The organism is Stenotrophomonas sp. YJH_SMC_46 (assembly GCF_059370315.1).
This window is the reverse complement of the sequence record NZ_JCAFTO010000003.1, coordinates 549932-562134: the sequence shown is the minus strand read 5'-3', so window position 1 is coordinate 562134 and position 12203 is coordinate 549932. Positions and strand designations below refer to the sequence as shown.

The 12203-nt window shown below is 66.1% G+C and carries 15 protein-coding genes; 2 read left to right on the top strand and 13 right to left on the bottom strand.

The genetic code is table 11. From position 1 onward, the window contains the following. Nucleotides 1–38: 38 nt before the first annotated feature. Nucleotides 39–1100, bottom strand: coding sequence for a phage major capsid protein (locus AC5P8C_RS12190; protein ID WP_495218826.1), 1062 nt, complete (start codon nucleotides 1098–1100; stop codon nucleotides 39–41). Between the two features lie 238 nt (nucleotides 1101–1338). Here AC5P8C_RS12190 and AC5P8C_RS12185 point away from each other — a divergent pair, with 238 nt between their 5' ends. Continuing rightward, on the top strand, nucleotides 1339–1827 hold the full coding sequence (locus AC5P8C_RS12185) for a hypothetical protein (protein ID WP_495218825.1): 489 nt from the start codon (nucleotides 1339–1341) through the stop codon (nucleotides 1825–1827). Between the two features lie 35 nt (nucleotides 1828–1862). Here the strand turns inward: AC5P8C_RS12185 and AC5P8C_RS12180 are convergent, their stop codons facing one another. The 7 genes from AC5P8C_RS12180 to AC5P8C_RS12150 all read right to left on the bottom strand — a co-directional run bounded on the left by AC5P8C_RS12180 (nucleotide 1863) and on the right by AC5P8C_RS12150 (nucleotide 8550). Further along, complete coding sequence (locus AC5P8C_RS12180; RefSeq protein WP_495218823.1) at nucleotides 1863–2948, bottom strand: hypothetical protein; 1086 nt, start codon at nucleotides 2946–2948, stop codon at nucleotides 1863–1865. Nucleotides 2949–2972: 24 nt separating this feature from the next. Continuing rightward, entirely contained in the window at nucleotides 2973–5018 is a 2046-nt protein-coding gene (locus AC5P8C_RS12175) for a hypothetical protein (protein WP_495218822.1), read from the bottom strand. Continuing rightward, nucleotides 5015–6370, bottom strand: coding sequence for a phage terminase large subunit (locus tag AC5P8C_RS12170; RefSeq protein ID WP_495218821.1), 1356 nt, complete (start codon nucleotides 6368–6370; stop codon nucleotides 5015–5017). Before AC5P8C_RS12170 ends, AC5P8C_RS12175 begins: the two co-directional genes overlap by 4 nt. Beyond that, a complete protein-coding gene (locus AC5P8C_RS12165) occupies nucleotides 6357–6875 on the bottom strand; it encodes a terminase (RefSeq protein WP_495218820.1) in 519 nt (172 codons plus the stop codon). Before AC5P8C_RS12165 ends, AC5P8C_RS12170 begins: the two co-directional genes overlap by 14 nt. Before the next feature lie 321 nt (nucleotides 6876–7196). Continuing rightward, nucleotides 7197–7610, bottom strand: a complete 414-nt coding sequence (locus tag AC5P8C_RS12160; protein WP_495218819.1) for a hypothetical protein — start codon at nucleotides 7608–7610, stop codon at nucleotides 7197–7199. A gap of 29 nt (nucleotides 7611–7639) precedes the next feature. Continuing rightward, on the bottom strand, nucleotides 7640–8170 hold the full coding sequence (locus tag AC5P8C_RS12155; protein ID WP_495218817.1) for a hypothetical protein: 531 nt from the start codon (nucleotides 8168–8170) through the stop codon (nucleotides 7640–7642). Then, nucleotides 8155–8550: a Ref family recombination enhancement nuclease gene (locus tag AC5P8C_RS12150; protein ID WP_495218816.1), complete on the bottom strand. Its 396-nt coding sequence runs from the start codon at nucleotides 8548–8550 to the stop codon at nucleotides 8155–8157. The genes AC5P8C_RS12155 and AC5P8C_RS12150 overlap by 16 nt, the downstream gene beginning before the upstream one ends. Nucleotides 8551–8581: 31 nt before the next feature. Here AC5P8C_RS12150 and AC5P8C_RS12145 point away from each other — a divergent pair, with 31 nt between their 5' ends. Next, nucleotides 8582–8830 carry a hypothetical protein gene (locus AC5P8C_RS12145; protein ID WP_495218815.1) on the top strand — a complete coding sequence of 83 codons (249 nt, stop codon included), beginning with the start codon at nucleotides 8582–8584 and terminating at the stop codon, nucleotides 8828–8830. Nucleotides 8831–8887: 57 nt separating this feature from the next. Here the strand turns inward: AC5P8C_RS12145 and AC5P8C_RS12140 are convergent, their stop codons facing one another. The 5 genes from AC5P8C_RS12140 to AC5P8C_RS12120 are packed head-to-tail and all read right to left on the bottom strand — an operon-like array spanning nucleotide 8888 to nucleotide 12141. Continuing rightward, nucleotides 8888–9340: a recombination protein NinB gene (locus tag AC5P8C_RS12140; RefSeq protein ID WP_495218814.1), complete on the bottom strand. Its 453-nt coding sequence runs from the start codon at nucleotides 9338–9340 to the stop codon at nucleotides 8888–8890. Beyond that, nucleotides 9337–9507, bottom strand: a complete 171-nt coding sequence (locus tag AC5P8C_RS12135) for a hypothetical protein (protein ID WP_495218813.1) — start codon at nucleotides 9505–9507, stop codon at nucleotides 9337–9339. Before AC5P8C_RS12135 ends, AC5P8C_RS12140 begins: the two co-directional genes overlap by 4 nt. Next, nucleotides 9504–10985: a replicative DNA helicase gene (dnaB, locus tag AC5P8C_RS12130; RefSeq protein ID WP_495218812.1), complete on the bottom strand. Its 1482-nt coding sequence runs from the start codon at nucleotides 10983–10985 to the stop codon at nucleotides 9504–9506. The genes AC5P8C_RS12135 and dnaB overlap by 4 nt, the downstream gene beginning before the upstream one ends. Continuing rightward, nucleotides 10982–11821 (bottom strand): hypothetical protein, encoded by an 840-nt coding sequence (locus tag AC5P8C_RS12125; protein WP_495218811.1) that lies wholly within the window; start codon nucleotides 11819–11821, stop codon nucleotides 10982–10984. Before AC5P8C_RS12125 ends, dnaB begins: the two co-directional genes overlap by 4 nt. Then, nucleotides 11770–12141, bottom strand: coding sequence for a hypothetical protein (locus AC5P8C_RS12120; protein WP_495218810.1), 372 nt, complete (start codon nucleotides 12139–12141; stop codon nucleotides 11770–11772). Before AC5P8C_RS12120 ends, AC5P8C_RS12125 begins: the two co-directional genes overlap by 52 nt. Between the last annotated feature and the right edge of the window lie 62 nt (nucleotides 12142–12203).

Here is a 12203-nt window from a genome sequence, read left to right as displayed (position 1 = left end):
CTGCCGGCGAGGCATGCCCCCGCCGGCGTTGCGTGGGGTCAGGCGATCGAGAAGACCGCGTTGCTGTTGCCCTTCTTCAGCGTCAGGCCGTAGTGCGCCGTCATGCCGAAGTAGTGGGTGTGGCGGTCGTACACGCGCGGCGGCGTGCGGCGGACCATCCAGCGGCCCTTCACCGGGCGCAGCTTCAGCGACTTGCTGTTGAGGAAGTAGCCGCGCTTCTTCCACGGCACCGCGATGGTGCCCAGCAGGTCGTCCAGGGCGTCGAAGGTCGGATCCCACACCACCGGCACGCCCTTGAAGGCCAGGGCCTTGGTGGACGGATCGAGGGTGACGCCACCGGTGGCCGAGGTGCCCATGGTGATCTGGCGGCTCATGACCTTCAGCGCGTCAGCCTGGATGGCGTCGTACATGTCAGAGCCGACCACGATGAAGTCGGGCGCACCCAACTTGCCGTAGGCGATGGACTTGCGCCACAGGGTTTCCAGATGCGAGATCAGGTTGCCGGCCGTGGTGGTGCTGATGCCGATGTCGGCCCAGTTGCGCCAGTACGGGGTGGCCGCGCGATCGATGCCGCCGACCGTGCCCACGGTCGGGGTGGTGCTGACCAGCGCGTCCAGACCTGGAACAGCCTTCGGGTTGGTGGCGCCGTCCAGGTGCACTTCGATGTCCCAGTTTTCCTGGAAACCGTCCTTCAGGGTGGTCCAGTTCTCGTCCAGGATGTTGACGATCTGGATCTTCTCGGCTTCGGTCATCACCGCGTTGCGGTCATCGGTGAGGATGATGCCGTTGTTGGCCAGCTCGGTTTCGTTGAGGGTGAAGCCGTCGAAGGCCTCGTAGGCCTGGAACGGGGCCAGGCGCACGGTCTTCTTGCGGTTGTAGGTGACCTGGTCGTCACCGGTGTAGTTCTGGTAGTTCGAGTCGTTGGTGTAGCGGATCTTCTCGTTGAAGACGCCGTTGCCGAAGATCGAATCCTGGCGGTTCTGGATCAGCCAGTTGGCCAGCGGGCGCTGGGTGGTGAACTGATCGATCGGGTCGTTGGTGGCGTAGGACTGCAGCTGGGTATTGGCACCAGACAGCAGTTGCGCTGCGGTAAGCGGCATGGGAATGGCCTCGGAAGGAAAGATGGCCAGCCCGCAAGGGCTGAGGGTCTTTCCGCGTTCCGAGGGCGCGAGGCTCGTTACAGCGCTACCGGCGGCGAACCCGGCTTACGTCACACGCGGGGCGGCTGGTGCGCCGCTCGGTGGTCAAGATGCCAGCGCTGGTGGACCCGTCAATGGGCGCTGGCGGTACACTCGGCGAGCCGGGGCAAGCCGGCTATCCAAAAACAGGGGCAATGGAATGATTTTTCCCGCAGAAGCATTTTTCGCTGCTGAAGCACGCGAGGTTCCCGCCGGTCATTTCTATTTGAAGGACGGCAATTGGTTTCTCTCAGTTGATGCAAACCAGGGCCAAGGCGGGTACATGTCCGCCGTGCAGCTCACTGGCGATTTGGTAGGGCTGTTTCTCCCCAACCCGGCCGGCGTTTCGACCTACATCGGCGGCGGATGGAAGGTGGAGGCGCGCATCGAATGGATTTCTGAAACCGTCGATGGCCAACGCGGAAACTGGAACGCCGCATTGGTGCTGGGCGACAAGCCCTACCTCTACGCCCAGTACGGCCAAGGCGACAGGTTCTTTGGCTTGGACGGTACCCAGTCGAATGGAAGTGGTCTCAGCGATTCGCGCCGTCGCTTCACCCAGTGGTCTGGATGGATGGTCGGGCCGGATGGCGATGACATCGGCGACCAGCCATTGTTCGAAGTGGTTTCGGTCCCGCGAATCTACTGATCCAGAAGAGAAGGGGCCGAAAGGCCCCTTCTCCGTTACTGCCCGCGCGCCCGGGCCGCTTGCACACCGATGTCGAACGCGTTCTCGGGAGTGATCTTCGGCGCCACCGGCGCAGCAGAGTTTGCCCTGACCGGGTTGGGGGCACTTCGGGCGATAGGTGCCGCCGCCGCGGGAGCAGCGACGGCCGTGGCGGGCAGGGCCAGGTAGGCGCGGTGGATCTCGGTCTGCCACTGAGCAGGCGGCAGCGTGCGCTGGATGATGTCGATCGTCGGTGCCAGCAGCGCCAGCTTCTGGTCGAACTGGGCATCGCCTGCCCGGAGCTGCGCGCCCAGCTGCTGCACGGACGTCAGCCCCTGCTGGTACTGCAGATCCTGCTGCTGGCGCTCCTGCTGCGCCTGAGTGTGGTTCTGCTGCAGCTGGCCGGTCTGCCGGTGCTGAGCCAGTTCCAGCGCCACGTCGCGGGTGATGTCGCCCGAGTTCACGCGGCCGGCCAGGTCTGGGTGCGCGCTCAGCGGGTCGAAGCCAGGCGCCTCGCGGCCCAGCTGCTGGCCCAGCCACTGCAGTTCGCCCTGCATGCGCTCGTAGGCGTCTGCCATGCGCCTCGGGTCGCCGGAGTTGATGTCGGACAGGTACCGCAGCGCGCCGCCAAACTGCTCCGGCGTGGCGCCGGTGCTCTGGACGGTTTCCTGCCACTGGCTGACCCGCTCGCGGGCATCCCGCGCCTGGGTGTGCAGCTCCTGGAAGCGCTCGGCTGCGCGTTCCTTCAGGCCCAGCTGCTTGACCTCGTCGTCAACGGTCGGCTGCTGCGGCTGCGCGGGCGGTGCAGGCGGCGTCTCGTTTGCGGGCGGTGCGTTCGGGTCGGCGGCTGCCGGCGTGGCCGGTGCGCCGTCCTGCGGCGGCTGGCCGTCTGCTGCCGCCAGGGCGTCGCCGGGCAGTGCGTCCTCACGGGCCTCCTGCTCGCGCGCGGCTTCAACGCCGGCGGAGAAGGCATCCAGATCAGCAGCAGCGGGCTGCGGTGCGTCCCCACCGTCGGCAAGCGGCGGTGCGCCAGTGTCGGCCGGCTGGACGTCGGACGGGATGGTATCCGGCGTGGCCGGGGTGTTCGGGTCTTCGATGTGCATGGTGGTACCTCTGTTGGCGGCGGGTTAGAGAGGCGGGGCGACAACGCCGCCCACGGGTGCTGCGGTGGGTACCGGCGCTTCGGCCGGCGGGAGGGCTTGCATCGGGTCGGCAGGCGGCATGCCGGGCATTGGCGGCGCATCGATCACGGCGCCAGGCGCAACCTGCGGCACCTGCGGAATGAAGGTGTAGGCGTCGATCGACGTGTCGCCGGTGCGCTCGATGGTTTCGACCATCAGCTGCTCCAGGCTGTTGGCGATGTCCAGCGGCGTTGCGCCGCGCATCTGGCCGATGGTGACGACGGCCTCCTGCAGCTGCGGCAGGATCGCGCCCCACTGCTGCCGGCGCAGGTTTGACGCCGGGCGTCCCGAGCTGCCGGCGCGGATGTCGACGTTCAGCAGCGCGGAGACCAGCTCAGGCAGCGGCGCGTTGAACCACAGCGCCTCGGGCCCGGCGATGTCGCTGACCTCTTCAGGCGACAGGCCGGCGGGCGACATGGATTCCTCGGCCGTGTATTGCGCGATCTCGCCCAATACGTCGTCCAGGCTGTCGCGGCTGTAGCCCAGGCGGGATTCGGTGCCCTGCTGCTGGATGTCGGCCTCGGTGGCCGTCTTCGCGGTCTGGATGCTGGAGGACAGCGCCTCTTGGATGCCCCAGATCAGTTCCAGCTCGGCGCGGATCGGCGCGGTGTCATACAGGACGGCGTCGATCTGGTTGTACTGGATGGGGAACAGCACGCTGGTGGTGGGCAGGCCCTTCAGGTCCAGGCCGACCATTTCGCCGACTGCGGCGCCCTCCAGCTTCGCCGCATCGTCCGGCTCTACAGCGCCGCGATCGAAGCCCAGCTTCGGGATGGCTCGGCGGCGATGCTCGCGGTAGTTGGTGCGGGTGCGGTTGTACTCGTCCAGCAGGGCTCGCGAACGGTCCACCAGCGACTGCGGGTGCCGCTCCCCATCCACCCACAGCGGCGCCCATTGGAAAAACGGGTAGAAGCGCGTGCTGCGCTGGTCGGGGGTGTACGGCTGACGCAGGTTGCGGCGCAGGCCGGGCGTGATGGTGTGCACCAGGTTGGTGGTCAGGTCCCACACCTCCCAGATGCACAGGAAGCGCGGGCCGGCGTCACTGCCCTGCCCCGCTGCCGTTGCGCTGCGGAACACCTCAGCATCGCTGTCGCTCACCACGCCATCGGCCGAGGCGAAACCGCCTTCGCGCGTACGGCTCTCGGGCTGCACGTGGTAGTAGGCCTCAGCCTTGCCCAGGTCGTCGCGCAGCTCCGGGAACGTGGCCTGCGCCTTGTCGTACGGCATGAAGGTGCGGTGGGCGATCCACGGCGAGATGGCGTAGTCCTTCAGGGTAGCCACGTCCATGGAGACCTGGATGTCTTCGCCGCGCACGAAGTCGAAGACCAGGCCGTTGTAGATGATGTGCTCGACCTGGGATTCCAGCGTCTGCATCTGCTGCTCATATTGAGCCTTCAGCAGGTCCGGGTTGGCGGCGTTGCCCTCGGCCAACTCGGTTTCCATCAGCGACAGCGCTTCGAGTTTGGCGCGCAGGTCGGCAATGCGCTGGTCCGTGGTCGGGTCGCGCTCGGTCTCGCGGTGCCATGCCGCCTTGATCCAGCCAATGCCGATGCTCAGGCCCGAACGCACCATGGCGTCGGCGGCGTGCTTCAAGCGCCCGCGCTTCCACAGCGAGGCGATGACGATCTCCAGCGTGCGGCCGACCTGCTTGGCCAGCTTCACCCGGCTGGAACCGACCGACTCGGCGGGCTGCACGGCTGGTTCGGGGTCGCGCGCATACAGGAACGAGGTCAGCAGGTTCACGTACGTGCCGGCGATCGGCACGCTCACGTCATAGACCGGATCCACCTGGTTGCGGCAGTAGCGCCGATCCAGCGCATAGCCCTTGCGGGCGTGCTTGTCGAACTCGCGCGACTCCTTGATGCGCTTGTGCCAGTTGGCAACGTCTGCCTCTTCCTGTGCCAGCGCCTGGGCCTGCGCCTCGCGCTCTGCGTCGGCTGCCTGCTCGGCCGCCAGTGCGTCGGTGAAGCTGTCGGCGGTGGGCATGGTCACAGGGCGGATCTCCTACGTTCGGCGAGTGAGGGCTGGTCGGAATGCTCCAACCACTGGCGGCTATGGGGCACCAGCACCCGAGGCCGTTCAATGGACGGTCGGTCTCGCGCGCTTACTGCGGCGGGGAATTTGCTGTGGATGAAGTAGCCGAGGGCATCCGGCGGATGGTCGAAACCGGTCGTCTTGTCGGGCAGCCCGTTGGCGTCGTACGGCTGCTTCTCCAGCGCCTCGGTCAGCTTCGGGCAGTTGCGCACGTTCACCAAGAAGCGGCGGCGGCGCTTGGCGTTGAGGATCATCGCGTTGACGCTGACCACGCGGGAGCGGATGCGCGGGTTGGCCGCCGGCACCACGATCGTCATCGACCGCTCGGCGCGGATCAGGCCCAGATCGGACGTGCTGGCGTTGTTGGTGTGCTGGCTGTCGCCACTGGCGTCCGGGTAGATCGTCATGCGGTGGCCACCGAACTGGTCCCGCAGCGCCTGGATCATCGCCGGGGTGTCGCGGATGCCAGTCAGCTCAGCCAGCGCCATCGGCTCGCCGTCACGGATCACGCAGACGATGGCCGTCATGTTCAGCACGTTGAAGTCCATGCCGATGTGCAGCGCCTCGCCGTCCTGGATCTCGGCCGTCGTGTTGTTGGCGGTGCGGGAGAACGCCGGGTATACAGACCCGGTGGTCAGGTTGACGAACATCCCGTCGATGTAGGCCTGCACCAACTGGGGCGGATAGCTCTCGAACAGCGACGGGATGTAGTCGTCCGGCAGGTTGGCCTCGTTGTCGTAGGTGCTTGCGTGCACCAGGCCGTACAGCTCCTGCAGCTTGGGGTTCTCACTGGGCAGCTGGTGGAACTGCTCGTAGACGAAGTTGAACCCCTCGGGGGTGGTCGTCACATCGATGCCGTTCTGCAGGCCGTCGGCCTTCACGCGCAGGCGGGCTATGATCTTGCGCCAGGCGTCCTGGGCCTTCCGCTTCTTCAGCGTGTCGATCTCATCGACCAGGGCCTTGCCGACCTTGAAGCCGACGATGCTGGCCGGGTTGTCCATGGACCGGCAGATGATCGTGCCGCGGTACTGGCGGCCTGAGTACAGGTGGGCCTCCTTGTTCGACTCGACGATGCGCGCGCGCAGGCCCCAGTCGTAGGCCACTTCCTCGATGGTCGGATAGAAGATGTCGCGGATCTGCGGATAGCTGGGGGCGAAGTAGCCGGCCGGCACGCGCGGATGCGTCCACACGTGGCTGCACAGCGAGCCACAGCCAACCCAGGTCTTGCCCGAGCCGAACCCACCCACGAAGGCGCGGAACTTGTGCGGCAGCTGCAGGAACGCGGCCTGCGGTTCGTTAAGGGTTGGCATTCCGGCGGCGCCCGCTGACCACGTTCACCGTGACCGCGACCGGTGCTGGTGTCTCGCCCTCGTCCTCGCCCTCTGGCTTGTCGCGCCAGCTGCCCGGCTTGCGGTTCTTCAGCCAGAAGATCGCTGCGGTGGTGTCCGGCGGAAACTGCTTGTCGGTCGAGGTGACCACGATCTCCCCTTCCACCACCCGGACGTCGTCCTCTCGGCAGCGGTAGCCGGTCGCCCGTTCGAACAGGGCGCGCTCCACCCGCAGGTCGGCCTCAGCCTTACTCAGCTTTAGGGCTTCCGAAAACTCGGGGTGCTTGATCTTCCACAGGTTGACCGTGGACAGGGCCACGCCGAAGAACTCCGCCACTTCCGGGTCGGTGCAGCCCCTACGGCCCAGCAGTGCGGCCTGGCGCGTGTACTCAGCACGGTACTTCGTTGGCCTGCCACCCTTCGAAGGGGATTTTGCGGCCTTCTTGGCCGGTTTGGCCTTCGGCGCTTCTGGCTTCTTGCGGGGCATCAGCTCGCCCTCTGCGGGCAAGGCTGCCGATTCCCGGGGGCATGAACGTCACCATGGAGAGGCAAGTCCCCATGGCCGCCGCAACGCGGCTCTCCCCGTGTCGGCTGCACGCTGTTGTCGACACCTGCGTGCTGGTCGTCCCGGTACTCGCCCCGGGTGGCTTCCTGACTGTTCCGCCACCAGGGCGACGGGCTGCGATCGATAGCCGGCACCGTTCCGTCGGGACGGACGATGCTCGCGTGCAGCAATTCCATGGTGGATAGCGTCTGGCGGTCGCTCATGCTGCTGTTATCCCAGCCTGAGCATTCCGATCAATGGCGATCAGGCGGCAGCGAACAATTCCAACTGCATCGGCCAGCGGATCGGCTCGGGCTGCTCCCAGCCGTAATGCTCCCGCAGGTCCTCGGCGATCTGCTCCGGGCTGGGGAAACTGACCCGTTTGCCGTCGGCGGTGTCGGCGCCGTAGAGCCCGAACAACCAGTCGGGGTGTTCGCGCAGCATGCCCTCCCCCGCTGCCGAGCCGATGCGCAGGGCGAAGATGCTGCAGGCCGGGTCACCGAACACATAGCTGCCCTCGCCCTGGGCATTGCGGATGTCGCGCACGCGGGAAAGCACCTTCCGGGCCACCACCAGCACGTCAGCCTCGCTGGCCACGGCAAGGCTGACCGCTGACCGGCGGAACTGCCGGTGCGGTGCTGCTTGCCTGGTCGTCTGGTTGTCGGTCTTCTTGCTCATGATCGTTCCCCCGGTGGGGTTCGTCGGGATCAGGCTGCGGCCTCGTCGGTGATGTGCGAGGCCAGGTGGGTGTTCTCGAACCACAGGGCGATGAGCAGCGCGTCGGCGCGGCCGTTGTCCTTCTTGCGGCGCAGGGACGGCGCAGCGGATGGGAACCGGCTGATCGCCAGCACGCGGGCGGCGTCCTTCTCCTGCTTCAGCAGCCCGAACGACCGCTTCCAGCTGGCCGGCTCTGCTCTGATGGTCGGTATGCCCAGCAGCTCCAGCACAGCCTTGGCCTTGCCGTAGGTGTCGCCGAAGTTCATGGAGGACTGCGCACCCTGCTTGCGGCCCTTAGCCGGCATGGCCCGCACGCGCTCAATGCAGGCCGAGACGTGGGCACCAGGGTTCATCTCTCTGGCGGCGCGGATGAACAACGCCAGGGCGCGCGCGTCGAGCTCGGTGTGGCCGTCGACTTCCATGGTGGGGGTGTCGATCACCGGCCCTGCCTCGCCGTCCACCAGCGTGGCAATGGCGCCGGTCAGGCCCGGGTCAATGCCGAAGGTCAGGCTGCGCGCCATGGCCGCACCCTCCCCCAGTACTGATCGAGCGCGGTGTTCTGCAGGTCCAGCAGGTAGTCGTCGTTGCCGATCTCCTGGCGGAACCGGCGCGGCTGCTTGGCGTAGGACGGGCCGAACAGCGCTTCGCAGGTATCCGCATCCATACCACCGAAGGGCTCGCCGCGGTGCGACCACGGATTCAGGCCGATGGTGAAGTCGTGGCCCCGGCGCTTCTGCCCATGCTTGCCGCCCACGGTCAGGTGGTGCACCTCACATGGCACTGGCTTCTCGCCGAAGGAAATGCCCAGCGCGTAGGCCACGATGCAGCCAATCTCGGCGATGGCGTCCATACGCTGCCGTTGTGCGATGGTCGGCTTGCCCGTCGATCGTCCGCCCTTCATCCTTGCACCTCCACGCACTCAAGGAGAAGCAATGAAGCTTGCGAAGGACGAGGAATTCCTCTTGGACCGCCTGCAGTATGTAATCGACGTCCATATCGCCCAGAACGTGGTTGCAGGGATCGAGAGCTTGTGGCAATTCGGCTACGTTGAGCCGTCTGACCCCACTGATAAGAACGCCCGTCTGCGGCACACTCCAGCAGGCGGGATGCGCTACGAAGAGCTACTCCGCAAGAAGTTGGCTCCGCAGCCAGCACCAGCGACGACGCCAAGCTGGATGTAGGTGAATATGGCGCCTGCTGATCAGTAGGCGCTTTCCTTTTGCTCTGCAGGGTCAGGATCATGCCGCATACCTCTGCAGTCGCTTCGGGGCTTGGTCGCTCAGGCGCACGTTGTTCTCCACGGCCCAGGCCTGCGCGAAGGTGATCAGTTCGGCCATCTGCCCCACGGTCATGCGCCGGGTCTGGATGGACAGGTTCACGATGCTGGCGCCGTCGAGAGACGGCACCACATCGCCCTGCTGGCGGTTGGACTCGCGCGCCCACGCGTCGACCAGCAGGCGCTTCCAGCCCTCGGCGTCGATGTAGCGGCCGGCCCACTTCAGTTGGGTGGCCATCTCGCCGCAGATGGCGTGGAACATGGCGTTCTGCTCCAGGCTACGGCTAGGCTTGTACTCCTTGACGGTCACACACACGTCCTGCCCCAGCTCCAGGAACTGGCAGGCGAAGTGCCATGCAGCTGCCATGCGGTCGCGGGCATTGCCGGCGCGGAGAATGAAGGTTCCCAGGTTCATGCGGCGCGCTCCTCTTCCGTCGCCAAGGTGGTGGCCATACCCCTGCACCAGCCGGCGATCGCGTAGCCGATGGGGATCAGATCCAGATCGGCATCCACCGGTGGCAGGCCTGCCTCGATTTCCTCGGCCTGCTGAATGCACCAGTCCGCCCTCTCGTTCGGGGTCATGCGCGCTCTCCAGTTGCCATGTCCTTGCCGCTCCTGCGGCGATCGCGCGGCGCGTCGAAGCCGCCGCTGTCATCGTCTGCATCGCGCAGAACGGTTTTGAGCGAGTAGTTCGGCTTCTCGCCGTGGTGGTTCTCGAATCGGCTGCATTCGAGGTGATGCCGCAGGTAGGCGGTGCCGGTCTCGCCCTGGCGGTTCTTGGCCAGGATGAATTCCGAGATGCCGGGAGCGCCGCAGGCGTCCTTCGTGTAGTAGTCGTCGCGGTAGATGAAGGCGATCACGTCAGCGTCCTGCTCGATGGCCCCGGACTCGCGCAGGTCGGCCATCACCGGGCGCTTGTCGGTGCGGGTCTCCAGCGAGCGGTTGAGCTGCGACAGCGCGATCACCGGGCAGCCGAGCGTCTTGGCCAGCTTCTTCAGCGTGCGCGAGATGTAGGAGACTTCCTCGGTCCGGTTACCGGCCTTGGCCGGCCCCGACAGCAGCTGCAGATAGTCGACCGCGACCACGCCCAACCCGCCCTTCACCTTGGCGTGCATGCGGGACGCGCGCGCGACCAGTGAATCCACCGGCAGCGAGCCGCAATCATCGATCGCCAGCGGCAGGCCATGTAGGAAGTTGCGGGCGATGCTCAGCTTGTGCCAGTCGTCGTTGGTCAGCTCGCCCTTCACGCGCATGCGCGACAGCGGCACGCCCGAGTGCATGCTCATCAACCGCGCCAGCAGCTGCCGGCGGGCCATCTCCAGGCTGAACACCGCAGCGTGCTTGCCCTGCACTGCCACGCTGTAGACCCACTCCAGCATGTTCGCCGTCTTGCCCATCGACGGCCGGGCCGCGAGGATCATCAGGTCCGTGGGTTCCAGACCGGGCAGCTTCCTCGCCACGTTCTGCCACGGCGGAACCAGCCCCAGGTCGGCGGTTCCCTCGAACCGGGCCTCCATTTCCTCCCACATGCCCTGCAGATCGCTGCGCACCATCACCAGGCCACCGTTGCCGCCCGACTGCACGCTGAGGTTGGCGAACTTGGCGGTGGCGCTGGCAACCAGGGCATCGGCGTCCTCGTCGGCCGTGCCGTAGGCGTCGTTGGTGATCTCGGTCGCGCGCTCGATCACGCCCCGCAGCAGCGCCTTGTTGCGCACGACCTCGGCATAGCCGCGGATGTTGGCCGCTGACGGCGTGGTGCTGGCCAGCTCGACCAGGTACGCGCCATCGCCCACCAGGTCCAGCTGCCGCTGGTTCTCGAACCAGTTGATCAGCAGCACCGTGTCGAAGGGCTGTTCGCGGTCGGCCAGATCGCAGATGGCGTGCCAGATCAGCTGGTGATCGCGGCGGTAGAAGTCCCGCTCGGTCAGCACATCGCGGACCTCGCGCAGCGCTTCCGGCGCCAGCATCAGGCCGCCAAGGACGGACTGCTCAGCGTCGATCGAGTGCGGCGGCACCGGCAGGTAGGCGTAGTCGTCGCGGTAGGCAGGCTGGGCACTCACGGGGCCTGCTCCTGCTCACGGGCCTTTTCGGCATCACGCTCACGGGCCAGCTGCACGCCGGCCGTGGTCAGCTCACAACCACCTGCAGGCGGCAACCACCAGAGCTTGAACCAGTTACGGCGAACGGCATCGCGGAAGTGAGCGCGCCAGTCCTTCTGCATCTTGCCGCTGTCGCGATGCCGGCCAGCGAACTCCCGCCATGCAAGGTGCAGGAAGTCCTTCGGGATCCCAGCGTCACGGGCGAAGGCAAAGATCGGGTCCGTCCTCGGGATAGCCGATTCGCCAGCGTCCTGGCACTGGTCGAGGAAGGCAGCGAAGGTGATCTTCTCCCGCTTCTTCCGCCCTGGCTTTGCCCCCACGGCGGCAGCCGGGGGGGTATGGGGGGGCTTTTCTCCTTTCCCTTCCTTTCCCTTCCCTTCCGGGGGTGAGGCCTCGTCGAGGCCTCGGCGATCATCGTCCGAATAAGCCGGATGTTTGTACGTTGGCTTGTCGATTTTCTGATGCTTCTTCCAGCCTGTGACGTGCAAGAACTCCTTGGAAGCGTTGGTGTAGAAGACGATCAAGGAATTCGACGACAGCTCGTCGAGCCATCCCTGAACATCCGACGAGGAAATATCGTCTCCGGGGAACACTTCGGCCTTGATGGTCTTCGCACTGGCAACGTGGTTGCCGCCGTCATCGCAGAAATTCCACAGGCCGATGAACAACAGACGAGCCATCGGCGAGCATTCCATCACCTGTTCGCTGGACCAGAATTCGGGTTTGACGGTGCGAATGCGAGCCATCAGGAAGCCCTCAGCATCCCGGCCAGGCGCGACACTTCCGAGCGCCAGCACGGGGGCTCCATGGCAGCCTGCAGGTCGAAGAACTGGCGTAGCAGATTCGATTCGGTCGCAGCGCACAGCGGACCAACGAGCCGGCGCGGGATCGGACGCACACCGCGGCGCATGCGCGACACGTAGCTCTCCGACTTGCCGATGGCTGCCGCCACGTTGGCCAGCTTGTGGTCGCCGGCCTTCATCGCGATGGCCAGCGCCTGGTCCGGCGACTCGATCTGCCGCACGACCTGCAGCGGTGCGTCCTTCGGCTTCCTGGTCACGCAGATGCCCAGGTGAAGCCGTCCAGTTGGATCCGTCAGGTTGTCAGTGATTTCCATGATTTGCCTTTTCTTGCCAGGGGGTTGGGGGCGGAAATGGAGGCCCACCACAACGGAAGGCC

What these genes read in the sequence shown, in the direction of transcription:
- AC5P8C_RS12190 (WP_495218826.1), bottom strand. Translation starts at nt 1,100, where the DNA reads ATGCCGCTTACCGCAGCGCAACTGCTGTCTGGTGCCAATACCCAGCTG.
- AC5P8C_RS12185 (WP_495218825.1), top strand. Translation starts at nt 1,339, where the DNA reads ATGATTTTTCCCGCAGAAGCATTTTTCGCTGCTGAAGCACGCGAGGTT.
- AC5P8C_RS12180 (WP_495218823.1), bottom strand. Translation starts at nt 2,948, where the DNA reads ATGCACATCGAAGACCCGAACACCCCGGCCACGCCGGATACCATCCCG.
- AC5P8C_RS12170 (WP_495218821.1), bottom strand. Translation starts at nt 6,370, where the DNA reads ATGCCAACCCTTAACGAACCGCAGGCCGCGTTCCTGCAGCTGCCGCAC.
- AC5P8C_RS12165 (WP_495218820.1), bottom strand. Translation starts at nt 6,875, where the DNA reads ATGCCCCGCAAGAAGCCAGAAGCGCCGAAGGCCAAACCGGCCAAGAAG.
- AC5P8C_RS12160 (WP_495218819.1), bottom strand. Translation starts at nt 7,610, where the DNA reads ATGAGCAAGAAGACCGACAACCAGACGACCAGGCAAGCAGCACCGCAC.
- AC5P8C_RS12155 (WP_495218817.1), bottom strand. Translation starts at nt 8,170, where the DNA reads ATGGCGCGCAGCCTGACCTTCGGCATTGACCCGGGCCTGACCGGCGCC.
- AC5P8C_RS12150 (WP_495218816.1), bottom strand. Translation starts at nt 8,550, where the DNA reads ATGAAGGGCGGACGATCGACGGGCAAGCCGACCATCGCACAACGGCAG.
- AC5P8C_RS12145 (WP_495218815.1), top strand. Translation starts at nt 8,582, where the DNA reads ATGAAGCTTGCGAAGGACGAGGAATTCCTCTTGGACCGCCTGCAGTAT.
- AC5P8C_RS12140 (WP_495218814.1), bottom strand. Translation starts at nt 9,340, where the DNA reads ATGAACCTGGGAACCTTCATTCTCCGCGCCGGCAATGCCCGCGACCGC.
- AC5P8C_RS12135 (WP_495218813.1), bottom strand. Translation starts at nt 9,507, where the DNA reads ATGACCCCGAACGAGAGGGCGGACTGGTGCATTCAGCAGGCCGAGGAA.
- AC5P8C_RS12120 (WP_495218810.1), bottom strand. Translation starts at nt 12,141, where the DNA reads ATGGAAATCACTGACAACCTGACGGATCCAACTGGACGGCTTCACCTG.